This window comes from Lysobacter zhanggongensis (genome assembly GCF_046638635.1).
GTDB classification, from domain to species: domain Bacteria; phylum Pseudomonadota; class Gammaproteobacteria; order Xanthomonadales; family Xanthomonadaceae; genus Novilysobacter; species Novilysobacter luteus.
Genome location: NZ_JBJXHK010000035.1, coordinates 1 through 23,478, shown reverse-complemented (window position 1 = coordinate 23,478; position 23,478 = coordinate 1). Strand labels below are relative to the sequence as shown.

Here is a 23,478-nt window from a genome sequence, read left to right as displayed (position 1 = left end):
TGGCCAGCGACGCGGCGCTGCAGCGCGCCGTTCGCCTGGCCCGGCTCGGCCGCCACGGCTGGGCGGTGGCGGAGTGGAAGGACGCACTGGAGCGTTTCGACGACCGCCAGCGGCGCATCGCGGTGGAAGTCGCGCAGGCCAACGGCTGGTTCGACCGCGGCGTCTTCGGACTGGAGTCCGACGAGCGCAACTACTACGCGCTGCGCTTCCCGCTTCACCACGACGACACCATCCGGCGCGAGGCCCGCCGCAACCGGATCGACCCGGCCTGGGTGGCGGCAGAGATCCGTGCCGAGAGCATCTTCAATCCGCAGGCGCGCTCGGGCGCGGACGCACGCGGCCTGATGCAGGTGCTGCCGTCGACCGGCGCGGCGGTGGCCCGGCGCATCGGCCAGCCTTGGGGCGGTGGCGAGAGCCTGTACGACGCCGACACCAACATCGTGCTCGGCACCGCCTACCTGCGGCAGATGCTGGACGAGTACGGCGGCAAGCCATACTTCGCGATTGCGGGCTACAACGCCGGGCCGACCCCGCTGCGCCGCTGGCAGGACGACCGGTCGGGCATGGACGCCGATTTCTGGATCGAGACGATCACCTATGCCGAAACCCGCGACTACGTCGCACGGGTGTTGGCCTTCAGCGTCATCTACGACTGGCGGCTCGAAGGCGACGCACTGCGGCTGACCGACCGGATGGAAGGACGCGTCGAAGGGCCGCGCAAACAATTCGCCTGCCCGGCCGGCTGACTTCGCCGGCATCATGGGCGGCATGAAGACCTACCTTGTCGGCGGTGCGGTGCGTGACCGGTTGCTTGGGCTCGAACCCGGCGACCGCGACTGGGTGGTCGTCGGCGAAACCCAGGCATCGATGGAAGCGGCCGGGTTCAAGCCGGTCGGGCGGGACTTCCCGGTGTTCCTGCATCCCGCCACCGGCGAGGAACATGCGCTGGCGCGGACCGAGCGCAAATCAGGTCGCGGCTATCGCGGGTTCGTCGTCGACGCCGACCCGACGGTGACCCTGGAGGAGGACCTCGGGCGCCGCGACTTCACCATCAATGCGATCGCACAGGACGTCGACGGGCAGCTGGTCGACCCGTTCGGCGGAGCCGCGGATATCGAGGCGCGCGTATTGCGGCACGTCGGCGATGCCTTCGTCGAGGATCCATTGCGGGTGCTGCGCGCGGCGCGCTTCATGGCGCGGTTCGGGTCGCTCGGGTTCCAGGTCGCCGACGAGACCATGGCGCTGATGCGCACGATGGTCGACTCGGGCGAACTGGCCGAGCTGGTGCCGGAGCGGGTCTGGCAGGAACTGCGTCGTGCGCTTGCGAGCGAACGCCCGTCGGCCTTCCTGCGCACGCTGCACGATTGCGGCGCGCTGGCGGTGGTGCTGCCCGAAGTCGATGCGCTATACGGCGTGCCCCAGCGAGCGGAGTACCACCCGGAAGTAGACACCGGGGTGCACGTGGAACTGGTTTGCGACATGGCCGCCAGGTTGGCACCGGGCGACGACCTGATCGGATTTGCCGCATTGGTGCATGACCTGGGCAAGGCCCTGACACCGGAGGACGTGCTGCCCAAGCACATCGGCCATGAGCAGGCGGGCGTGGCGCCGGTGCGCAGGGTGTGCGAACGCCTGAAGGTGCCGGTCGCGCACCGCGAGCTGGCGATCGCCTGCTGCCGCGAACATCTCAACGTGCACCGTTTCGACGAGTTGCGCGCATCGACCGCGGTGAAGCTGATCGAGCGTTGCGACGGTTTCCGCCGGCCGGAACGGATCGCGCAGATCGCGACGGTCTGCGAGGCCGACAAACGCGGACGTGCGGGTCTGCAGGACGCGCCTTACCCGTCGGCGGAGCTGTTGCGCCGGGCACACGCGGCAGCCCGCGCGGTGCGGGCGTCGGACCTGCCGGAAGGCCTGGAAGGCCCGGCGATCGGTGAGGCAATGCGTGCCGCGCGCATCCGCGCAGTAGCGGCGGCGACCGGCAAGAAGCCCTAGACCGGATCGCCGGGCACCCGTGCGGGTACCCGGCACCCCCGCGCAGGGCGTGGCTCAGAACTCGTAGCCGACGCGCGCGTAGTAGAAGCCGCCGTTGAAGCCGTACGGCGTGTGCACCGGGTAGCGCGCGCCGGCAACGCCGCTCCACGGGTTCTCGTCGGGCATCTCGTCGAACAGGTTCTGCGCACCGAGGCTGAAGTAGAGGCCCGAGGCGAACTTCCAGCCGATGTCGGCATCGACCGTCACCGCGCTGTCGCCATGGATCGGCAGCCCGCCGTCCGCCGCCAGCACCACGTCGCTGTCGAGGTGGTCCTCGTAGAACGACCCGTAGTAATGCAACCGCAGGCTGGCGTGGAACACCTGGCGCTGGTGTTCGATGCCCAGGTATCCCTTGGTCCGCGGCAGTGATTCCTCGATCTTCTTGACCCGCGCCTCGGAGATGATGCCCGGGGTGAAGTCGTCGACCTCGGTGCGGTTCCAGTTGGCCGCCAGCGAGTAGGTGGTGTCGCCGCCGAAATGCTGGCTGGTGTAGCTGGAGACGAGGTCGACGCCGGTGGTCGTGGTGTCGAAGTCGTTGACGAAGAACTTCACCTGGCTGATCGATGCCGCCTCCGGGTTGCCGCCGGCGACCAGCGCCGCGCGGTCCGCGTCGGTGACTTCGAAGCCGGCACTGAGGGCGATGCGGTCTTCGGTGTCGATGCGGTAGGCGTCGAGCGTGGTGAGCCAGCCACCGCTGTTCCAGACCACTCCGAGTGACGCATTGCTCGACTCCTCGGGCTGCAGCGGCTCGGCGCCGTAGAACGCCGCGATCGGGTTGGTCGGGGCCAGCGTGGCGCTGTCGAGCAGGTGGCCGTCCGCGAACTCCGTGATGACCTGCTCGGCGTTGGCCTGGCCCGGCGTCGGCGCACGGAAGCCGGTACTGACCGCACCGCGCAGCGCGAACGCGTCGCTGACGTCGTAGCGGCCGGTGAGCTTCCAGTTGGTGGTGCCGCCAAAGTCGCTGAAGTCCTCGTGGCGCACCGCGGCGGCCAGCAGCAGCTGCTCGGTGAGCTGGCTTTCGGCGTCGATGTAGAGCGCCCAGTTGTCGCGGCTGTGGCTGCCGGCGACGCGTGGGTTGAAGCCGTTGAAGCCATTGGAGCCGAGCGAGATACCCTGTTCGACCAGTGGGCCGATCGCGTACGACGATGGGTCGCCGGCGATGACCTCGAACTCCTCCTCGCGCCATTCCGCGCCCATCGCCAGGCTCAGCACGCCGGTGCCGAAACCGACGTCGAGGTCGCGCACGAGGTCGAAGTTGAAGTTGGTCTCGGTCTGCACGTTGGCCCCCGGCGCGAACTCGTTGTCGGCCGGCTGGTCGGGCCCGAGCGAGGCGTTGACCGTGTCGAGCATGTAGAACTCGACTTCGTTGCGGCCGCGGCTGCCGCTGATGTCCCAGTACCAGCCCTCGCCCCACATGCCCTTCAAGCCGAGTACCAGCGACTGGTCCTCCATGCGGCCGCCAAAGCGCGGGGTGAAGCCGCCGGTGAACTGCGACAGATGGGTGAAGCACTCGCCCGGCAGCGCGGCAACCGCGGCGGCGACGCCGGCATACGGCAGCAGGTTCCCGTCGGCGTCGCGCAGGGCGATGGTGGGGCAGCCGACGCCGTTGCCGGTATCGAGGTCGCCGACCAGCAGGGTCTGGCCGCCGTCATTGGAGAACACGCCGGCGCGGTCGGTCGGGTTGCGGTAGTAGAAACTGCCCTCGACGTCGCGCTTTGCGTAGTTGCCAAAGCCGTAGAAATCCACGCTGTCGCCGGAGATGCCGAAGTTGGCGACGAACTTCATGTCCTCGTGGGTCTGCGGCGAACCCCACACCTGCACCGGGTCGGCGACCCCCGGGTAACCGGCGGCGGCGACCGCCGCGGCATCGTCGCGCTGCACGCTGCGCGAGGTCGCATCGGCGCTGCGCCACTCGGCGGTCAGGGTGGCGAAGCCGCGTGCGGTCAGCGGCAACCCGACCTGCGCCGAATACTGCTCGGTGAAGCCATCGCCCTCGTAGTACTCGCCGGCGAACGCCTCGACTGCGCCGCCCTGGTCGCGCTGCCTGAGGCTGAAGTTGACCACGCCGGCGATCGCGTCCGAGCCGTACTGCGCGGCGGCGCCGTCACGCAGGACTTCCACCTGCTCCAGCGCCATCGATGGGAACACCGATATGTCCGGCCCCTGCGAGCCATCGGACAGGCCGTGGCCGAGGAAGGTGATGACCGCCGCGCGGTGGCGGCGCTTGCCGTTGACCAGCACCAGGGTGTTGTCCGGCGGCAGCCCGCGCAGGTTCGCCGGGCGCACCAGCGTCGCGGCGTCGTCGATCGGGATGGTGCTGACGTTGAACGACGGCACCAGCGTACGCATCTTGTCGAGCACGTCGACCGATGGCTGCCGGTGGAACTCCTCGCCATCGAGGATGTCGATCGGCACCGCCGAACTGGCCTCGGTGCGCGGCTTGGTGCGCGAACCCAGGACCGACACCGTGTCGAGAACCGTGGGCTCCTCGTCGGTGGTCGGCGCTGGTTGCGCCGCGACGTCGTCGAGGGACTGGGCGAATGCGGTGGAGGTCGTGGTGCTGGCCGCGAGCATGGCGGCGACCGCCACAGCAAGGCGGTGACGTGCGATGGAGCGCATATCGGTTTCCTTTCCGTGTGTCATGGACATCCCCTGTCGTCGCGCAGACTCCAGCATCCGCCGGCCACGCGCAAGCACTCGCGCGGCGACACGCGCCCGCTAAATCGTGACGTTCTTCACGGAATGGCGGTTGGGGTCCGCCTCTAGCCGCGCCTGCGGCCCAAGCGCGCATCCAACCGTTGCAGCGCGCCAGCCAGCGGCGTGGGTGACAGCAACAGTCCTGCAAGTGCACCCAATGCGTTGGCCACCGCGTCGGCGCTTTCCGCGCTGCGGTCGACCGTCATCAGGCCCTGCGCGACCTCGATAGCGATGCCGAAGGCGATCACAAGCAGCGCCGCCAGCGCCTGCGCCCGGATCCGGGCGAACAGCATCACCGCCCAGGCCGAAAGCACCGCGTAACCGACGAAATGCTGCAGCTTGTCGAAGCCGCTGATTGAAGGGCTCGGCAGGTCATCGGCGCTCCACAGCGAGCCGACGGCGACCAGCGCGAACAACATCACCCACCCCGCGACCCACAGAACCGGGTGCCGGAACGCGCGCAGCGTGCGCCCCGCCGGCCCGGCCCCGCTCACAGTCGGAAGCTCAGGTCGCCTGCCAGGAACGCGGCACCGAACTCGACGTCCTTCTCGAAGCCCATCACCTGGAAGCGCTCGCCCATCTCCGACGGCAGGGTCAGCCGCTTGACCTCGTTGGTGCGGCGCTGGCGCTCGACGGCATCATCGATCGCCTCGATCCGTTGCAGCACGCCGGCCAGGCCGTTGCCCAAGAGGAAACTGGCCTGGTTGCAGTAACCGGCGAAGTCGAAGCCCGCCGCGACGCCGGCCTCGGCCAGCGCGGTGAAGTCCACCGACGCGGTGATGTCCTGCAGGCCCGGCCACAGCAACGGATCGGCATGCATGCGATGGCGGTAGTAGGCACGCAAAGTGCCGTCGTCGCGTCCGGGTTCGTAGTACTCCGCGCGCGGATGGCCGTAATCGACGAACAGCATCGCGCCACGTTGCAAGCCGCCAGCGACGGCCTGGATCCAGTACGGCAACTGCGGCAGCACCTCGCTGCGGTAGCCGGACGGGAAGCGACGCTCGAGGCGGCGCTCGATGTGCCGCACCGCATTGGTCAGGAACGCATCGGCCGGGCGCAGCACGCGCACCAGCGCGTCGTCCTCGAGTGCGACATGCTCCTCGTACACCTCGCCGGCCTCGCCGCCACCGCCGCCCTCGATCGCGAAGCGCGGGGTCGGCAGCGCATCGATGACCTCGTTGGCGAACAGCACGCCCTCCCAGTCGTCGGCAAACGGCGCATCGAGCCACTCCACCAGCTCGAACACCGGCGGGATCAGCCGCTGCTGCAGGCGATCACGCTGGCGCTGGCGCAACTCGGCGCTGGGTTCGAGGATCGCGTAGCGGTCGGGCAACGCGTCCAGCTCGAGCAGGCGCTTGAGCGCGACCTCGGCGAACGCGCCGGTGCCACCGCCCAGCTCGAGCAGGCGCGCCTGCGGGCCGATCTGCTGCAGTACCGGGGCCAGCGACTCGGCGATGCAGGCCGCGAACACCGGCCCCAGCTCCGGCGCGGTGACGAAATCGCCCGCTTCACCGAACTTGCTCGCTCCCGCGCTGTAGTAGCCCAGCCCCGGCGCATACAGCGCCAGCTCCATGAATCGCGAGAACGGGACCACGCCACCGCCCGCCTCGATCTGCTCCCGGATCAGCGTCGCCAGCCGCGCGCTGTGGGCGGCGGCGTCGGCATCGGGGACTGGCAACTTGAAGTCGGTCACGGTGGCATCCGCTGGGGCAGTCAAGCAGGATAACGGCACGCGCGGCAGCATCGCGCGAACCCACACTGGAGGAACGCCATTGGACACCCGGGTTGCCCTGGTCACCGGCAGTGCACGCCGCATCGGCGCGGCGATCGCGCGCGCGCTGCATGCCGCCGGCTACGACGTCGCCCTGCACTGCCGAACGTCCGTCCGCGAACGCGACGCGCTGGCGGCCGAACTGGAGGCACGGCGTCCCGGCAGTACGCTGCCGCTGCAAGCCGACCTGGCCGCGTTCGACCGGCTGCCTGAGCTGGTCGCCCGGGTGGTCGGCCGCTTCGGTCGGCTCGACGCGCTCGTCAACAACGCTTCCACCTTCGAGCCGACCCCGGTGGGCACCACCACGCCGGCGCAGTGGGATTCATTGATGGCCAGCAACGCGCGTGCGCCGTTCTTCCTCGCACAGGCCGCCGCCCCACACCTGGTCGCTTCGCAGGGCGCGATCGTCAACCTCGTCGACGTCTACGCCGAGCGCCCGTTGCGCGAGCACACGGTCTACTGCATGGCGAAGGCCGCGCTGTTGATGATGACGCGCTCACTGGCGCTGGAGCTCGGCCCTGAGGTTCGCGTCAACGCGGTCTCGCCAGGCGCGATCCTCTGGCCGGAGGAAAACGGTGACGCGGAGGACCGCGCGTCGATGCTGGCGCGTACCCCACTCGGCCGCACGGGCACCCCCGAAGAGGTCGCCGAGGCGGTGCGTTGGCTGGTGCAGGACGCGGGCTACAGCACCGGCCAGGTGTTGCACCTGGACGGCGGGCGGATGCTCGCCGGCTGAGTGGATCCCGGCGCGGTTCAGATCCGGACGATCTCCAACCCGGCATCGCGCTCGGCGTGCGCATCCCACAGCGCCGCCAGCGTGCGGCCGTCGCCCGGCACGATCACGTCCGGCGCGATGTCGGCCAGTGGCCGCAATACGAAAGCGTGCTTGAGCTCGGGTCGCGGAATGCGCAGGTTGCCGGGCCCGCCGAGCACGAGGTCGTCGAACAGCACCACGTCGATGTCGAGCGTGCGGTCGCCGAAGCGCGGACCGCTGCGGTCGCGGCCGTGCTCGTCCTCGAGGGCGTGCAGCCAGTCGTTGAGGGCCTGCGGGGCGAGGTCGGTCTCGATCACGGCGGCCGCGTTCAGGAAGTCGCTGCCGTCGAACCCCACCGCGCGGGTGCGGTACACCGGCGACAGGACGACGGTACCGAAGCGCCGATGGAGCGCGTCGATCGCGCCGCGCAGGTGGCGGGCCGGGTCAAGGTTGCTGCCGAGGCTGAGGTAGGCACGNGTCGAACCCCACCGCGCGGGTGCGGTACACCGGCGACAGGACGACGGTACCGAAGCGCCGATGGAGCGCGTCGATCGCGCCGCGCAGGTGGCGGGCCGGGTCAAGGTTGCTGCCGAGGCTGAGGTAGGCACGGCTCATGGCGTGGGCTTTCGGTCAGGGGCCGGATGGCGCGGCGCTCGCGGCATTGTCGCCCGCTGCCGCCCCCCCGGGCACGTCCCGCCCGAGTCGCTCCAGCGCGCCGGCCACGTCTGCCCCGCCCGGCGCCTGGTACAGCCGCAGGCCAAACTCGGGAAGCATCGCGATCAGGTGGTCGAAAATGTCCGACTGGGTGTTCTCGTACGGCTCCCACGACACCGTCGCCGTGAAGCAGTACAGCTCCAGCGGCAGCCCGGTGGCGCCCGGTGCGAGCTGCCGGACCATCAGCGTCATGTCCTGGTTGATGCCCGGATGCGCGCGCAGGTACTGCTCGACGTAGGCGCGGAAGGTACCGATGTTGGTGACCCGGCGGGTGTTGACCGGATCCTTGCCACCGGCCAGCAGCGCCTGGTTGTACTCCTCCAGTTCGCCGCGCTTCTGCTCGAGGTAGTCGTCGATCAGCGCGATCCGGCACAGCCGGTCGCGCTCGGCGGTTTCGAGGAAGCGGATCGAGCTCTGGTCGATCAGGAGCGAGCGCTTGATCCGGCGACCGCCCGACTCCTGCATGCCGCGCCAGTTCTTGAAGCTCTCGCTGATCAGCTTGTAGGTCGGGACCGTCGTGATGGTCTTGTCCCAGTTCTGGACCTTGACCGTGTTGAGCGCCATGTCGATGACGTCACCATCGGCGTTCTGGGACGGCATCTCGATCCAGTCGCCCACCCGCAGCATGTCGTTGCCGGCCAGCTGCACGCTCGCCACCAGCGACAGGATCGAGTCCTTGAACACGAGCAGCAGCACCGCGCTCATCGCACCGAAGCCCGACAAAAGCAGCAACGGAGAGCGCTCGATCAGCGTCGCGATCACGATCACGGCGGCCAACACGAACAGCACGATCTTGGTGACCTGCAGGTAGCCCTTGATCGGCCGCTCGTGCGCCCGCGGGCTGTGGTCGACGTAGAGGTCGTTGGCCGCGTCGAGCAGGCGGCTCAGCGCGAGTGCGACGGTCAGCGCGATCCACGCCAGCGCCACGTTGCGCACGACGGTGACCACGCCGGGGTGCAGTTCGGGCACCAGCGGGATCCCGGAAGCGATGATGATCGCCGGCACCACCTGCGACAGCTTGGCCAGCACCTTGCGGCGCATCAGCGCGTCGTCCCAGTGCATCGGCGAGGCCGCCGCGACGCGCCCCACCACCTGCAGCAGGATCCGCCGCGTCACCCAGTTGGCGAGCCAGGCGACCAGCAGCAGCGCGAGCAGCCCCAGCACGGGGCGGGCATAGGGGAATCCGGAAACCGGGGCGAGCAGTTCGATGCTGGCGGGATCAATCATCGGGCTAGGGTAGCGGCCGAACGCTCGATGATCACCCCGACCGCGCGCGCACCGCGCACCGCGCCCGGCTTGCTGAGCTTGAGCCGCACGTGCGACACCGCGAATTCGTCGAGGATGATCGCCGCGACTTTCTCCGCCAACGTCTCGACCAGCCCGAAGCCGGACCCGGACACGAACTCGATCACCCGCTTGCTGACCGCCTTGTAGTTGAGGGTGTCCTCGATTGCGTCGCTGGCGGCGGGGATGCGGTTGTCGAACGACATCTCGATATCGAACACCAGCGCCTGGCGGATGCGCCGCTCCCAGTCGTAGATGCCGATCAGCGCCTCGATCTCGAGGCCTTCGATGAATACCTTGTCCATGCGTCTCCTCAGACGGCGGGCAGCGTGGCCATGTCCCAGCGCGGGGTGACGCGCACCGAGGCGTCCTCGCGCTGGCCGGCCTGCAGCCGCAGCGCGCCGGCGAAGGCGATCATGGCGCCGTTGTCGGTGCAGAAGGCCGGCCGCGGGAAGCACGTACGGCCACCGCGCGCGGCGGTCATCGCGGTGAGCCGCTCGCGCAACCGCGTGTTGGCGCCGACGCCGCCGGCCACCACCAGGGTGTCGCAGCCGGCCGCGTCCAGCGCGCGCTCGCACTTGATCGCCAGCGTGTCGACCACGGCCTCTTCGAACGCGCGGGCGATGTCGGCGCGGGTCTGGTCGGTCTTGTCGCTGTCGCGCCAGGCCAGCAGCACCTGGGTCTTGAGCCCGCTGAAACTGAAGTCGAGGCCGGGCCGGTTGGTCATCGGCCGCGGGAACCTGAACGCACCCGCGCGCCCCTGGCCGGCAAGCGCCGCCAGCTGCGGTCCACCCGGGTACGGCAGGCCCATCAGCTTGGCAGTCTTGTCGAAAGCCTCGCCGGCGGCATCGTCGAGCGTCTCGCCGAGCAAGCGATAGCGGCCGATCGCGTCCACCGCGACCAGCTGGGTATGGCCACCGGAGACGAGCAGTGCGACGAACGGCGGCTCCGGCCGGCCGCGCAGCGGATCGCTCTGGTCGTCCTCCATCAGCGGCGCCAGCAGATGGCCTTCCATGTGGTGGACCGCGACCGCCGGCACGTCGAGCGCCCAGGCCAGCGCACGCGCGACCCCGGCCCCGACCAGCAACGCGCCCACCAGCCCCGGGCCGGCGGTATACGCCACCCCGTCGATGTCATCGACCGCCATGCCGGACTCGGCCAGCGTCTGGCGGATCAGCGGCAGCAGTTTTCGCACGTGGTCGCGGCTGGCGAGCTCCGGCACCACGCCCCCGTACTCGGCATGCAGGGCGATCTGGCTGTAGAGCGCGTGCGCGCGCAGGCCGGCTTCCGTGTCGTACACGGCCACGCCGGTCTCGTCGCAACTGGTTTCGATACCGAGGACTTTCATGCAGCCGATCTGGGGTCGCGCAGGCGCGATTGCGAGTGGGCACGCCGGTGGCGTGCCGGGCCCGCAAGGATAGCCCGCGCCGGGGTATCGGGGCCCGGCACGACCGTGGCTCGCCTGCCGCGGGTCAACGGCTGGTCGGCACCCGGCAGATGGTGTGGGACCGGTCGTCGGCGACGATCAGGGCGCCGCGCGGATCCACCGTCACGCCGACCGGGCGGCCGGAGGTTTTGCCGTCGACCCGGACCCCGGTGACGAAATCGACCGGGTCACCGGCGGGGCGGCCGTTGCGGAACGGCACGAACACGACCTTGTAACCGACCGGCTCGCTGCGGTTCCAGCTTCCGTGCTCGCCGACGAAGGCCCCTTCGGCGAACGCCGCGCCCATCGCGGGCGTCGAGAAGTCCAGCCCGAGCGCCGCCACGTGCGAGCCGAGCGCGTAATCCGGCACGATCGCCGCGGCGACCTTCTCCGGGTCCTGGGGCATTACCCGCGGGTCGACGTTGCCGCCCCAGTAGCTGTACGGCCAGCCGTAGAAGCCGCCCTCGCGGACCGACGTCAGGTAGTCGGGGACGAGGTTGGGGCCGAGCTCGTCGCGCTCGTTCACCACCGCCCAGAGCTGGTCGGTGCCCGGCTGGATCGCCAGCGCGGTCGGGTTGCGCAGCCCGGTTGCGTAGGGACTGTGCATGCCGGTCTGCGGATCGATCCGCCACACCATCGCGCGGTCGACCTCGGCGGTCATGCCACGCTCGGTGATGTTGCTGTTGGACCCGATGCCGACATAGAGGAACCGCCCGTCGGGGCTGGCCGTCATCGCCTTGGTCCAGTGGTGGTTGATTTCCGACGGCAGCTTGGTGACTTCGACCGGTTCCGCGCTGGCACGGGTCTGGCCCTCGGTGTAGTCGAAACGGACCAGCGCACCCTGGTTGGCGACATACAGCGACCCGTCCACAAGCGCGAGCCCGTAGGGCGCGTCGAGGTTCTCGGCGAACACCGTCTGCAGTTCATAGGTGCCGTCGCCGTCCGCGTCGCGCAGCAGGGTCAGGCGGTTGCCGCTCTCGACCGACGTGGTGCCAGCCGACTTGATCGGCCCGGCGACCACGTCCTTGGGCTTGAGCTTGGGTGCGTTGCCGCCACGGCCCTCGGCCACCAGGATGTCGCCGTTGGGCAGCACCAGCGTCTGCCGCGGGATCAGCAATCCGGTCGCGATCGCGTCGATGCGGTAGCCGTCGGGCACGACCGGCCTGCGGTCGCCCCATTCGCCCGGGTCGGCGATGACCATGCTCGGCAGCAGGCCACGTTGCGGCTCGGGCAGTGTCGGGCTGGCGCCATACTCCGGTGGCGGGGGATTGCCACCGCATCCAGCCAGCAGCACTACGGCGGCGATCGCGGTGCACGCGACACGGCGGTTCATGGCGCACCCCGACGATATCCGGAGAAACCGAGCCAGGTCGCCACGCAGGCCAGCAGGAAGACCACCGCCGACAGCACCACCGCCTCGGGCATGATCGCCCACGCGTCCTGGCCGTGGACCAGCGCGTTGACCACGCCGAGCGCGAACGTTACGACCAGCAGTACGAAGTACGGCACGCCGCGGCCCTTGCCGGCCCGGAACAGGTCGACAAGCGCGAATACCAGGGCCACGCCGACGAGGACCATCGCGCCGACAATCAGCCACGAGGCGAAGTTGCTCCACTGGATCTGGTGACTCGCGCGGTACGCGAGGTCGGTCAGCAGGGCGCCAAGCAGCAACGGCAGCGTCCCGGCCAGCACGACCGCGTGCAGCGGGTGGATCGCGAGCGGGGCCCGCGGTGACGGATAGTCGCGCACGTGATGCGCGTGGGGATGTGGATCGGCAGCGACGGCCACGGCGGTCCTCCTGGGTGCGGGTGGGCAGGGCGCGCGCGGCGAATGGGACATCGCCGCCCGGGCATCACCCGGCAGCTTCCCGCCCGTGGTGTCATGTCGCCGTGAGGCGACGCGGTTCGCCCACCAGCCGAACCTGTCACATCCGCCCCGCCCGTTCGTTCCTGAAGGCAACAACCCCTGACACAAGGCCGACGATGAACGACGCAGCTCCCGCGATGGACCCGGTCGGACATGACGACTTCCTGGCTGCCCGGCGGGGCGACCGCAACGCCTTTGCGCGGCTGGTGCTGGCGACGCAAAGGACCGTCACCGCCGTTGCGCTGGCGGTGACCCGCGACGTGCAACTGAGCGAAGACATCGCCCAGGACACGTACGCGAAGGCGTGGCAGCGGATCAGTGCACTGCAGACGCCCGAGAGCTTGCTGCCGTGGTTGCGCCAGGTGACGCGCAACGGGGCGATCGACCAGGTGCGCAGGCGCCGCCACCTGGAAGTCGCGCTCGACATGGACGACCCACGCATCGAGGGTGCGGCCGGACGCGGGCCCGAACCCGACGCCTGGCTGCACGACAGGCAACGTTCCGGACAGCTGGCGCGCGCGCTGGACGCCATACCCGACGACAGCCGCGAAGTGCTGCTGCTGTATTACCGCGAGGGCCAGAGCAGCCGCCACGTGGCCGCCTTGCTTGGCCTCAGCGACGCCGCGGTACGCAAACGGCTGCAGCGCGCCCGCGATGCATTGCAGTCCGAGGTGCTCGCGCAGGTCGGCGAAGTGGCCCGGCACAGCGCCCCCGGCGTTGCCTTCGCCGCACTGGTGGTGGGTTCCCTGGGGCCACGCGAGGCCGCGGCGGCCACCACCGCATCGGCCGCGGGCGCCAAGTGGGCCCTGGGTGCGATCGCCAGCGTGCTGGCGGCCCTGGCATTGGTCCTCGGCGCGGTGCTCATCGACGTCCGCCTCGCGATGCGGCGGGCCCGCAGCCGCGCCGAACGCCATGCCCTGCTACGCCACGGGCTGGTCTACGCCGCGGTGATGGCGAGCTTTGTCGGCATCCTGTTCTGGTCGAGGCACGGCGACTGGTCGCAGGCCCGGCTGCTGGCGGTGTCAGCGGTCTACGCGCTGGTGATCATCGCGCTGGGCGCGGCCCGCGCACGCATCCATCGCCGACATCGGAGGCGATGAAATCCAGCAATCGCTGCGTCGCAAAACACGCCGCCGCTTCCGCGACTGGTGGGCCCACCAGGACTCGAACCTGGAACCAAAGGATTATGAGTCCTCTGCTCTAACCATTGAGCTATAGGCCCGCGGGGCGGGAATTGTAGCCCCGAAACGACGAAGCCCCGCGTTGTGCGGGGCTTCGTGCGTTGCTTCGCTACGTCGGATCAATCGATGTCGAGGAAGCTCCTGAGCTGCTCCGAGCGGCTCGGGTGGCGCAGCTTGCGCAGCGCCTTGGCCTCTATCTGGCGGATGCGCTCGCGGGTGACGTCGAACTGCTTGCCGACTTCCTCGAGAGTGTGGTCGGTGTTCATGTCGATGCCGAAGCGCATGCGCAGCACCTTGGCCTCGCGCGGCGTCAGCCCGGCGAGCACGTCGCGCACCGTCTCCATCAGGTTGATGTCGGTGGTGGCGTCGACCGGGGACATCACATTGGTGTCCTCGATGAAGTCGCCCAGGTGGCTGTCCTCGTCGTCACCGATCGGCGTCTCCATGGAGATCGGCTCCTTGGCGATCTTCATGACCTTGCGGATCTTGTCCTCGGGCATGTCCATCTCTTTCGCCAGCTCTTCCGGCGTGGCCTCGCGGCCGTACTGCTGGAGCATCTGGCGGGAGATGCGGTTGAGCTTGTTGATCGTCTCGATCATGTGCACCGGGATGCGGATGGTGCGCGCCTGGTCGGCGATCGAGCGGGTGATCGCCTGGCGGATCCACCAGGTGGCGTAGGTCGAGAACTTGAAGCCGCGGCGGTGTTCGAACTTGTCGACCGCCTTCATCAGGCCGATGTTGCCCTCCTGGATGAGGTCGAGGAACTGCAGGCCACGGTTGGTGTACTTCTTGGCGATCGAGATCACCAGGCGCAGGTTGGCCTCGACCATCTCGCGCTTGGCCTTGCGGGCCCTGGCCTCGCCATAGGCCATGGTGCGGCTGATCTCGCGCAGGTCCGACAGCGACACGCGCATCGCCTGCTCCAAGGCCAGGGTGGCCTCCTGCTCGGCGATGATCTGGTCCTTGACGTCGCGCAGCCCCGACGCCCACTTCTGCTTGCGCTTGAGCAGCTCGTCGACCCACTCGACGTTGGTCTGGTTGCCGTCCCAGGAACGGATGAAGTCCTTGCGCGGCATCTTGGCGACGCGCGTGGCCAGCTCCAGGATGCGACGCTCGTGCAGCTTGATGCGGGCGACGGTGTCGCGCAGGTTGCGCACGAGGATGTCGGTCAGCGGCAGCGGCAGCTTGAAGGTGACGAAGATCTCCGCCATGTCCTCGCGAAGCTTGACCACCGACTTGTGGGCCGGGCCGTGCTTGGCGTAGGCCTTCTCGAACTTGGCGTACAGCGCGCTCAGCGCCTCGAAGCGGACCTCGACCTCGGCCGGGTCGGGGCCGGTCGGACCCTCGTCGGCGGCGGCGGTGTCGTCATCGTCCTCGTCGCTGTCATCGTCGGTCTCGGCTTCGGCAGTAGCGTCCTCGGCCTTGTCCTCGGTCTCGACGGTCACCGGCGAAGCGGCCACGGTCGGGTCCTCGAGCTGATCCAGGAAGCCGACCAGCAGCTCGGCCAGGCGCTTCTTGCCGGCCTTGTGCAGCTCGTAGTCCTGCAGCACCAGGTCGATCGTGCCCGGGAACAGCGCCAGCGAGGCCTGGACCTGGTTCAGGCCCTCCTCGATGCGCTTGGCGATCGCGATCTCGCCCTCGCGGGTAAGCAGCTCGACCGTGCCCATCTCGCGCATGTACATGCGCACCGGATCGGTGGTGCGGCCACCCTCGGCATCCAGGCCGGTCAGGGCCGCGGCGGCCTCCTCGGCGGCGGTGTCGTCGACGTCACGGCCGCTGCCGCTCTCGCCGGCGAGCAGCAGGGTTTCGGCATCGGGCGCAACCTCGTGCACCTGGATGCCCATGCCGTTGATCATGCTGATGATGTCTTCGATCTGCTCCGGATCGACGATGTCGTCGGGGAGGTGATCGTTGACCTCGGCATAGGTCAGGTAGCCCTGCTCCAGGCCCTTGCTGATCAGCTGCTTGATGTCGGACTGGGGGGCCTGACGTTCGTTGGCCATACGGCTGCGCCACCACGTTATTGGGGGGAAATGAACCTTCTATTATACCAGCCGGCCGCCGCGGCCGCTGGCGCGGACGGGGATCGGGGCCGGCGCGGCCGGTCAGGACCGCAACAGGAAGGTCACCGGACCGTCGTTGGTCAGGCTGATCACCATATGGGCGCCGAAACGGCCGGTTTCCACCCCGCCGGCATGCAGTTGCCGGCACGTTCGCAGCAGATCGTTGAACAGCGGTTCAGCCTGAGCGGGTGGGGCCGCGGTGCTGAAACCCGGTCGCATGCCACTGGCGGTGTCGGCGGCGAGCGTGAACTGGCTGACCAGCAGCAGGCCGCCGCCCGTCGCCGACAGCCCCAGGTTCATCCGCCCCTCGGCATCGGCGAACACGCGGTAACCCAGCAGCCGGCGCGCCATGCGTTCGACCTGCGCGGGGCCGTCGCCGGGTTCGACCCCGACCAGCGCGAGCAGGCCGGGCCCGATGGCGCCGACGGTCTCGCCGTCGACGCGGACGCTGGCTTCGGTGACGCGCTGGATCAATGCGAGCATCGGCGGCTCCCGGCGGGACCGGCAGCCTAGTCGGCCGCGCCGCCCGATGCCACTGGCCGCTGCCAACGGTCGATGCGCGCGCGTCGCTACACTGCCGCGATGACCCGACTTGCCGCGCGCCTGCTGTTCCTGTTCGCCACGCTGGTGGCACGCCTGCCGTGGCGCTGGCTCACCCGGCTGGCCGATGCCCTGGCCGACGCCGCGATCCGGCGGTCGAGCCGAGAGGCGCGCATCACCGCACGCAACCTCGAGCTGGTGCGGGCGGACGCATCGGCGGACGAGCACGCGGAGTTGCAGCGGGCGGTGATGCGCAGCACCACCCGGCAGGTGTTTGAAACCCTGCGCCTGTGGACCGGCCCGCGCACAGGCAACCTGGCGATGATCCGCGAAGTCCACGGCGCCGCGCACCTTGACGCCGCGATAGCCGCTGGCAATGGTGTGATCGTGGCCGCCCCGCACTTCGGCAACTGGGAACTGCTCAACCAGTGGCTCGCCGCGCGCACGCCGCTGGCAATCCTCTATGCCCCGCCCGAATCCAGGGTCGGGGAGGCGTTCCTCAACCTCGCCCGCGCGGACGAGGACGCGGCACGGATCACCCAGGTGCGGGCCGATGGCGCCGGGGTGCGCCAGCTGTTCAAGCGCCTGGCCGCGGGTGGGGTGGTCGGCATCCTGCCCGACCAGCAGCCCAAGCGCGGCGATGGCGAGTTCGCTCCGTTCTTCGGTCTCCAGGCGCTGACGATGACGCTGCTGGGCCGACTGGCCACCCGCAGCGGCGCGATCGTGCTGATGGCGTGGTGCGAGCGGATCGACGACGAGGGGCGCGGTCCGGCGTTCGCACTGCACGTGGAGCCTGCACCGGCGGCGGTGTCCGACCCGGACCCGGCCACGAGCGCCGCCGCACTCAACGCCGCGGTCGAGCGCATCGCCCGGCGCGATCCCGCGCAGTACCAGTGGACCTACAAGCGCTTCTCCGTCCGTCCGCCCGGCAGCGGCGAGGAAAATCCGTACTGGCCCGGGTGCTACTGAGACCCTGCCGATCGCGCGATCGGGGATTACAGTCGCTGGTCGGGATGACGCGCGCGGCGCGGTCCGGGTCGAGATCGGAGGGGGAGCGACGATGGGATTGAGCAACCGGGGACCGACATGCACCTAATGCCACCCGCCGATGAAACGGCGGGATCCGTTGCCGCTACGTGGCAGCCGTTGCCGTCGCGGTCACGGCCGTTGTTCCTGATCGGCGCCGTCGTGCCGCTGGCGATTGCCGGCCTGGTGGCCGGTGGCTTCGTCGCCCTGATCGCCAGCACGGTGCTGGACCTCCCGCGCACGTTGGTCGTGGCGTGCATTGCCGGCCTGGCGGGCCTTGTGGGCGCGGCATTCGGCGTCTGGCTGGGAACCAGCCAATACCGACACACCGCGTGGCGACTGGACGAGCAGGGACTGGCGGTGCGCCGTGGCCGGCTGTGGCAGCGCGAAACCCGGGTACCGGCCAACCGGGTCCAGCACCTCGACATCAAGCGCGGGCCACTGCAACGCGGGCGTGAGCTGTCCACCCTGGTCGTGCACACGGCCGGCACGCGCCACAGTTCGGTCACCGTGCCCAACCTCGATGCCGCCGACGCCGAACGCCTGCGCGAGCGCCTCGGCCGTGCCATCGACGCCGAAGATGACTGAGCCGTCGCCCCCAGCGCCGGTGGTCACCGACACGGCCGGAGCCGCGCCGGAGCGACGGCTGCACCCGATGTCCTGGTTGTTCGTGCTGGTCGCCCAACTGCGCCAGTTCATCGTCCCGTTGCTCGCCCTGCTGGTGTTCGGCCAGGGCGATCGCAACGAGCTGTGGCCGCTGATCGGCGTCGGCGTGCTCGCCCTGTTCTCGCTGTGGCAATACTTCACCTACCGCTACGGCGTGGCCGACGATGCGCTGGTGGTCCGCAGCGGGTTGCTCGAGCGCAGCGTGCGGGTGATTCCGTTTGCAAGGATCCACAACGTGGCGCTGCAGCAGTCGGTGTTGCACCGGCTGTTCGACGTCGCCGAAGTCCGGCTGGAGTCGGCCGGTGGAAAGAAGCCCGAGGCCGAGATGCGCGTGCTGCGCCTGGACGACGCGCTCGCGCTGGAGGCGCTGGTGCGTCGCCGCGGACGGGACGCCGGCGCCGCCGTAGCCGGCGCGGAAGTCGACGCACCGACCCCGCTGCTGGAACTGTCCACCGCCGAGGTACTGCGGCTCGGACTGGTCTCAAACCGCGGCCTGATCCTGGTCGGCGCCGCTTTCGCGGGCGTCTCGCAGTTCAATCGCGAACTCATCCCGCAGCTGTTCGACCGCTGGGGCGAGGCATTGTTCGGCTGGGCCGGGGAACACGGCTTCGGCCCGGCGCAGTACGTGCTTGCCGGCACCAGCCTGGTACTGCTGGCGATCGTGCTGCTGCGCGTGCTTTCAGTGGTGCTGGCGCTGTTGCAGTACCACGGCTTCCGCCTGAGCGAACACGGCCGTCGATTGACCGTCGAGCGGGGACTGGCCGCGCGCTGGCGAACCAGTGCCTCGCGCCGGCGCATCCAGGCCTGGACCCTGCGGGAGGGGCTGATGCACCGCTGGCTGCGGCGCCGCTCGCTCGATGTCGATACCGCCGTCGCCGAGGACCAGAACCAGCAGCGGGCCCTGCGTGAAGTCGCCCCGATCGCCACCCCCGACCGCTGCACGGCGCTGATCGACCACCTGTTGCCACGTGCGCGCTGGGACGAATTGAAATGGCAGCCGCTGCCCCGGCGCAGCTGGTGGCGGCTGTGGTTGCCGTCGGTGCCGCTGGCGCTGCTGGCGACCGCTGTCCTGACGTGGCACTTCGGCCACGCGGGGCTATTGGCGCTGGCGTGGTTGCCCTGGTCGGCCTTCGTCGCCCGACGCCATGCGGCGCGCGCCGCGTGGGCGATCGGTCCGGCACTGGTGGCCGTGCGCGAGGGCTGGCTGACCCGACACTGGCGCTTCGCCGAGCTGGACAAGCTGCAGGCACTGCACCTGGTGCGCTCACCCCTTGATCGGCGATGCGGCACGGCGACGCTGTGGCTGGACACGGCCGGCGCCTCGCCGATGGCACCGCCGCTGAGGTTGCGCTTCCTGCCGGTCGCCGAGGTTGAAGCGGTCTACGAGCGGCTGTCCCGGGAGGTCGCGCGGCGTCCGCTGCGCTGGTGACGCCGGTAGCGCCTCAGCCGCCGCGCAAGTGCGCCAGCCCGGCCAGGTAGAACGCCTCGATCTGCTCGAGCTTCGATTCGATCCGGAACTGCTCCATCGGGTACGCCATCCGTCGCTGTCCGCCGGCGACCATCCGCTGCAGGGCGAGCGCCATCGCATCCGGGTCGTCGACCGGCACCAGCGGTGACTGCAGTTGCGGCGCGAGGTGGCGCGCGCCATCAGTGGCGGTGGCCACGATCGGCAGTCCGGCCTGCATCGCTTCGAGCAGCACCAGCCCGAACGGCTCGCGGCGCGCGGCACTGACGAAACCGTCGAACGCGGCCAGCCAGTCGTGCGGGCGCTCGGCGAAACCCGGCATGAGCACGTCGTTGCCGGCGCGCTTGCGCAATGCATCCCACGCGCTGCCCTGCCCGACGATCGCCAGGCGCGCTCCCGGCAACCGTGCGCGCTCGAACGCGTCGACCAGCACGTCCAGCCCCTTGCCCGGCTCGGCGCGCCCGAGGGCACCTATCAGGAACGTGTCGTCATCAATGCCGTGCTCGGCGCGCAACCGCGCCCGTGCGTCGGTCGTCGGCGTGCGCGGCAGGGTCCAGTTGTCGATCTGCACCGAGCGCTCGCGCAGGCCTGGCGGGATGTCGGCCATCTGCCACGGCGCGATCGCGATCAACCCGTCCAGCTTGGCGTGCTGGCGTGGCTTGTAGGCGATGTGCAGGGTCGCCACCCGCAGGCAGTCGCGCCCTTCCAGCCCGTGCAGCGCGCGACAGCCACCGCTGAGGTGGGCGTGGGCGACGTCCGGGCGGAGCCGCCGCAGCAAGCGGCGGGCCTGCCACGAGGCAGCCAGGTTGCCGACCACCTCCACCCGCACCTTCGGGTGCACCCGGTGGGCGATCGCGTCGATGCGGTCTGCGGTGCCCGCGCGGCGCAGCACGAGGGTGACGTCGTGGTTGGCGGCCTGAGCGGCGGCCAGTTCGAGCGCATGCCGCTCGCTGCCGGCGAACCGGCTGGTCAGCAGCAGGTGGACGATGCGCATCAGGCGGGTCCCCAGTAGCGCAGGCGGCGGCGCAGCTTGAACTTGCGCCACGGGTCGAGCGGGCGGCGCTTCAGCGAGGCCACGCCGCCCTCGGCGATGAAGCGGTCGACCGCTTCCAGGGTACGTTCGCTCGAGCGACCGTCGCGGTAAGGATGGATGGCGTCGGCGAACGTCCGGATCGCGGCCATCAGCTCCGGCGGCCGCGACAGCGCGCGCTCGATCGCCGGCTCGAAGTCGGCCGCATCGTCGATGTCGATCAGCTGCGGACCCGGGCGACGGTTGCGGAACGTCACCACCGGCTTGCCGGTAAGCAGGAACTCGCTCAGCGCCGAGGAGGTGTCCGAGCACATCATGTCGACCTGGCCGAACAGGTCGAGGATGTTGTCGTCGTCGGCGAACCGCAGGTGTTCGTTCTCCAGCGCTCGATACATCGCCACCACTTCCGGGTCGGTCTTCGGGTGCAGGGTGACGATCCACCGCCAGCGCCCGTCGCGCGAGAGCCGCCGGACCTCGTCGTGCAGGGTCCGCGCCGCGCTCCACGAGGGGGAGAACGTCGAGTGGTAGAGGATCACCGGCGGTTGCCGCACCGGCGGCAGCGTGTCGGGCAGCTGCGTCATGAACGGGTCGAGCTTGGGCCAGCCGGTCTCGATGACACGGAAGAAGCCGTGCCGGCGGGCGAGCGCCTCGAACGCGCGGGTGTCCTGCGGACCGGTGGTGCAATACAGGTCGAAGAACGGCCGGATGTAGATGTGCCTGGGCTTGCCGGCGTCGAAGCCGTGGAAGGTCTGCACCTTCACGCCCGGGAAAAAGTGCGGCAGCGCGTTGCTCGAGGTGAACACCGCGGTGGGGTTCCACCGGCGCACCTGCTCGACGGTCACCAGCCGGCGTTCGTCGGCGGTGAGCTCGTTCGGACCCTCGTCCTCGCGACCATCGAAGAACCACGCGACCTCGTCGCCGCGCGCGCGCGCGGCGTCCTGCAGCGGGCGCAGGATGCCCAGCGCGTAACGCACCGACCCGTACAGCAGATACCGGTTGTTTCCCATCATCACTCCATTGTCGCCGCCGCGAAGCCCGCGCGGAAAGCCGCGTCGCCGTCCTCGAACCGCGTGCGTGCACGCTGCCCGAGCGCGGCGCGTTCGGCCGGCGCCATCGCCAGCACCTGTTCAACCGCCTGCTCGACCGCTGCGGGCGCCACATGGAAGCTGCGCGCCAGGCCGAGCGTGCCGGTGCGCGCCGCCGTCACCAGCACGCCAGTGGTGGCATCGACCAGCTCGTTCATCGGTTCGCCATCGACGGTCATCACCACCGCGCCGACGCTCATCGCCTCCATCAGGCAATGGCCGAAGCCCTCGGCCTCCGACGGCGCGATGTGGAACCGGCAGGCGTTCTGCAGCCGCCGCAGCTCCGCGTCATCGATGCGCCCGATACGGTGGTCGATGTTGTCGGCGGGCGCTCCCGGCCGCGCGTACCGCGGCCCCTGCACCACCACCAGCGTGGGCCACTCGGGGTGTCGGCGCCACGCCTCCAGCACCGCCTCGGTGCCCTTTACCGGACTGCGGCCGGCCAGGTGCAGGAAGGTGTCCGTGCGGACCACGTCCGCGTCGAGCCGGTCCTCGCTGGTGAAGCCGACGAACCGGGTCGCACACCCGAGTGCACCGAAAATACGCTCCGCGTGGCGGGTCTTGCACAGCACGCCGTCCAGCCGCGGCAACACCGGACGCCACTTGTCGCGGAACCACTCGGGGTTGGGCATCAGCAGGTTACGCCGGCCGAGCCCAAGCGACAGGGGGTACAGGTGCTCCAGCGAGATCTGCACGTCGGCGCGACCGCGCCAGCCCCGGGCGATCCACATGCCGGCTTCGCGCAGCATGCGCACGCCCTTCTCGTTGCCAAAGCCCACCACCTCGACGTCGTGCCCGGCCCGCTCCACGAGCGAGGCGACCAGCTGCATGTCGCGGCTCAGCCCGGCACCGTTGTCCCGTCCGAGGATCCTGACCAGTGCCATGCAACGCCTGCCCGCAACGAAAAACGGTCGCCAGCATAGCCGCCGGCGCGCTTCACCGACGCGCCGGGCCGGCCGCGTTCACACTTTGCGCAGGCGCGCGTAGAAGAACCCGTCCATCCCCGCCTCGCCCGGCAAGCGCTGGCGTCCGGCGCCGCTGACGCGGCCGAAGCGGTCGTCCAGCGGCTCGGCGCGTGCATCGGGGGTGCGCGCGAGGAAGCGGTCCACCTGAGCCGCGTTCTCCTCGACCAGCACCGAGCAGGTCGCATAGAGCAGCACGCCACCGGGCGCCAGGGTGCGCCACAGGCTGTCGAGCAGGCCGGACTGGGTCGCGACCAGTTGCTCCAGGTCGGACGCTCGGCGGTGCAGCAGGATGTCGGGCTGGCGGCGGACGATGCCGGTCGCCGAACACGGTGCATCGAGCAGGATCGCGTCGAACGCCGTGCCCTCCCACCAGGCGTCGAGGTCACACCCGTCGGCGGCGTGCAGCGACGCGCCCTCCAGTTGCAGCCGCCCGAGCGTCGCCGCGACCTGCCGCAACCGCCGGGGATCAATGTCGAGCGCGACCAGCCTGAGCGAGGGCGCGCGTTCGAGCAGGTGCGCGGCCTTCCCGCCGGGCGCGGCGCAGGCATCGAGCACGCGCGCACCGGGCGCTGGCGCGAGCGCATCGGCCACCCGCTGGGCGGCACCGTCCTGCACCGACACCAGGCCATCGGCGAAGCCCGGCAACAGGGCGACCGGAACGGCGGTGTCCAGCCGCAGGGTATCGGGCATGCCTTCCACCGGCTCGGCATGTATGCCGGCGTCGCGCAGGCGCCCGGCGTACTCGTCGCGCGACACTCGGCGGGCATTGACGCGCAGCCACAGCGGTGGCGGCTCGGCGGATGCGGCGAAGATGGCGTCGTGCTGGTCGGGCCAGTCCGCGGCGACTTGCGCACGCAACCAGTCCGGCCACTGCGCGCGCGGATCACCGGCCGGAAGCCCCTCGCGCTGCG

The 23,478-nt window shown here is 70.0% G+C and carries 22 protein-coding genes and 1 tRNA gene; 7 read left to right on the top strand and 16 right to left on the bottom strand.

All coding sequences use genetic code 11. The features are described 5' to 3' along the window. Together ACKVMH_RS07995 and ACKVMH_RS07990 are read left to right on the top strand one after the other, a co-directional pair. Nucleotides 1-746, top strand: a 746-nt coding sequence (locus ACKVMH_RS07995) for a lytic transglycosylase domain-containing protein (RefSeq protein WP_412699895.1), incomplete at its 5' end; no start/stop codon positions are given. A gap of 22 nt (nt 747-768) precedes the next feature. After that, a complete protein-coding gene (locus ACKVMH_RS07990) occupies nt 769-1,995 on the top strand; it encodes a multifunctional CCA addition/repair protein (RefSeq protein WP_412699894.1) in 1,227 nt (408 codons plus the stop codon). Between the two features lie 54 nt (nt 1,996-2,049). Here the strand turns inward: ACKVMH_RS07990 and ACKVMH_RS07985 are convergent, their stop codons facing one another. The 3 genes from ACKVMH_RS07985 to ACKVMH_RS07975 form a co-directional block, all read right to left on the bottom strand. Continuing rightward, entirely contained in the window at nt 2,050-4,653 is a 2,604-nt protein-coding gene (locus tag ACKVMH_RS07985; protein ID WP_412699893.1) for a TonB-dependent receptor plug domain-containing protein, read from the bottom strand. A 143-nt stretch (nt 4,654-4,796) separates the two neighbouring features. Beyond that, nucleotides 4,797-5,150, bottom strand: coding sequence for a VanZ family protein (locus ACKVMH_RS07980; protein ID WP_412699892.1), 354 nt, complete (start codon nt 5,148-5,150; stop codon nt 4,797-4,799). Nucleotides 5,151-5,221: 71 nt separating this feature from the next. Continuing rightward, entirely contained in the window at nt 5,222-6,424 is a 1,203-nt protein-coding gene (locus tag ACKVMH_RS07975) for a class I SAM-dependent methyltransferase (RefSeq protein ID WP_412699891.1), read from the bottom strand. 79 nt (nt 6,425-6,503) lie between these two features. On the opposite strand from ACKVMH_RS07975, the gene ACKVMH_RS07970 reads away from it, so the two are divergent. Next, the gene (locus ACKVMH_RS07970) at nt 6,504-7,238 is read left to right on the top strand and encodes a pteridine reductase (RefSeq protein WP_412699890.1); all 735 of its coding nucleotides are present in this window, start codon (nt 6,504-6,506) and stop codon (nt 7,236-7,238) included. A gap of 17 nt (nt 7,239-7,255) precedes the next feature. On the opposite strand, the gene folK is transcribed toward ACKVMH_RS07970, so the two are convergent. From folK to ACKVMH_RS07940, 6 genes are all read right to left on the bottom strand, one after another. Continuing rightward, nucleotides 7,256-7,795 carry a 2-amino-4-hydroxy-6-hydroxymethyldihydropteridine diphosphokinase gene (gene folK, locus ACKVMH_RS07965; RefSeq protein ID WP_459167105.1) on the bottom strand — a complete coding sequence of 180 codons (540 nt, stop codon included), beginning with the start codon at nt 7,793-7,795 and terminating at the stop codon, nt 7,256-7,258. 91 nt (nt 7,796-7,886) lie between these two features. After that, a complete protein-coding gene (locus ACKVMH_RS07960; RefSeq protein WP_412699889.1) occupies nt 7,887-9,197 on the bottom strand; it encodes a mechanosensitive ion channel family protein in 1,311 nt (436 codons plus the stop codon). After that, entirely contained in the window at nt 9,194-9,559 is a 366-nt protein-coding gene (folB, locus tag ACKVMH_RS07955; RefSeq protein WP_412699888.1) for a dihydroneopterin aldolase, read from the bottom strand. Before folB ends, ACKVMH_RS07960 begins: the two co-directional genes overlap by 4 nt. A gap of 8 nt (nt 9,560-9,567) precedes the next feature. Continuing rightward, nucleotides 9,568-10,602, bottom strand: coding sequence for a tRNA (adenosine(37)-N6)-threonylcarbamoyltransferase complex transferase subunit TsaD (gene tsaD, locus ACKVMH_RS07950; RefSeq protein WP_215219322.1), 1,035 nt, complete (start codon nt 10,600-10,602; stop codon nt 9,568-9,570). A 124-nt stretch (nt 10,603-10,726) separates the two neighbouring features. Next, complete coding sequence (locus tag ACKVMH_RS07945) at nt 10,727-12,013, bottom strand: PQQ-dependent sugar dehydrogenase (RefSeq protein WP_412699887.1); 1,287 nt, start codon at nt 12,011-12,013, stop codon at nt 10,727-10,729. Further along, nucleotides 12,010-12,429 (bottom strand): DUF2231 domain-containing protein, encoded by a 420-nt coding sequence (locus ACKVMH_RS07940; protein WP_412699897.1) that lies wholly within the window; start codon nt 12,427-12,429, stop codon nt 12,010-12,012. The genes ACKVMH_RS07945 and ACKVMH_RS07940 overlap by 4 nt, the downstream gene beginning before the upstream one ends. 233 nt (nt 12,430-12,662) lie before the next feature. On the opposite strand from ACKVMH_RS07940, the gene ACKVMH_RS07935 reads away from it, so the two are divergent. Then, entirely contained in the window at nt 12,663-13,646 is a 984-nt protein-coding gene (locus ACKVMH_RS07935; protein ID WP_412699886.1) for an RNA polymerase sigma factor, read from the top strand. 46 nt (nt 13,647-13,692) lie between these two features. Here ACKVMH_RS07935 and ACKVMH_RS07930 read toward each other — a convergent pair. The 3 genes from ACKVMH_RS07930 to dtd form a co-directional block, all read right to left on the bottom strand. Next, a tRNA-Ile gene (locus ACKVMH_RS07930) sits at nt 13,693-13,768 on the bottom strand. A gap of 78 nt (nt 13,769-13,846) precedes the next feature. After that, on the bottom strand, nt 13,847-15,730 hold the full coding sequence (gene rpoD, locus ACKVMH_RS07925; RefSeq protein WP_412699885.1) for an RNA polymerase sigma factor RpoD: 1,884 nt from the start codon (nt 15,728-15,730) through the stop codon (nt 13,847-13,849). Nucleotides 15,731-15,832: 102 nt separating this feature from the next. Next, nucleotides 15,833-16,273: a D-aminoacyl-tRNA deacylase gene (gene dtd / locus ACKVMH_RS07920; RefSeq protein WP_412699884.1), complete on the bottom strand. Its 441-nt coding sequence runs from the start codon at nt 16,271-16,273 to the stop codon at nt 15,833-15,835. A gap of 99 nt (nt 16,274-16,372) precedes the next feature. Here dtd and ACKVMH_RS07915 point away from each other — a divergent pair, with 99 nt between their 5' ends. The 3 genes from ACKVMH_RS07915 (at nt 16,373) to ACKVMH_RS07905 (ending at nt 19,451) form a co-directional block, all read left to right on the top strand. Next, complete coding sequence (locus ACKVMH_RS07915) at nt 16,373-17,299, top strand: lauroyl acyltransferase (protein ID WP_412699883.1); 927 nt, start codon at nt 16,373-16,375, stop codon at nt 17,297-17,299. Nucleotides 17,300-17,497: 198 nt separating this feature from the next. Further along, nucleotides 17,498-17,944 carry a PH domain-containing protein gene (locus ACKVMH_RS07910; protein ID WP_412699882.1) on the top strand — a complete coding sequence of 149 codons (447 nt, stop codon included), beginning with the start codon at nt 17,498-17,500 and terminating at the stop codon, nt 17,942-17,944. Next, the gene (locus ACKVMH_RS07905; RefSeq protein WP_459167104.1) at nt 17,937-19,451 is read left to right on the top strand and encodes a PH domain-containing protein; all 1,515 of its coding nucleotides are present in this window, start codon (nt 17,937-17,939) and stop codon (nt 19,449-19,451) included. The genes ACKVMH_RS07910 and ACKVMH_RS07905 overlap by 8 nt, the downstream gene beginning before the upstream one ends. Before the next feature lie 13 nt (nt 19,452-19,464). On the opposite strand, the gene ACKVMH_RS07900 is transcribed toward ACKVMH_RS07905, so the two are convergent. From ACKVMH_RS07900 to rsmB, 4 genes are all read right to left on the bottom strand, one after another. Next, entirely contained in the window at nt 19,465-20,481 is a 1,017-nt protein-coding gene (locus ACKVMH_RS07900; protein ID WP_412699880.1) for a glycosyltransferase, read from the bottom strand. Next, nucleotides 20,481-21,524: a CDP-glycerol glycerophosphotransferase family protein gene (locus ACKVMH_RS07895; RefSeq protein WP_412699896.1), complete on the bottom strand. Its 1,044-nt coding sequence runs from the start codon at nt 21,522-21,524 to the stop codon at nt 20,481-20,483. Before ACKVMH_RS07895 ends, ACKVMH_RS07900 begins: the two co-directional genes overlap by 1 nt. Before the next feature lie 2 nt (nt 21,525-21,526). Then, entirely contained in the window at nt 21,527-22,486 is a 960-nt protein-coding gene (locus ACKVMH_RS07890) for a glycosyltransferase (protein WP_412699879.1), read from the bottom strand. A gap of 78 nt (nt 22,487-22,564) precedes the next feature. Beyond that, nucleotides 22,565-23,478, bottom strand: a 914-nt coding sequence (gene rsmB, locus ACKVMH_RS07885) for a 16S rRNA (cytosine(967)-C(5))-methyltransferase RsmB (protein ID WP_412699878.1), incomplete at its 5' end; no start/stop codon positions are given.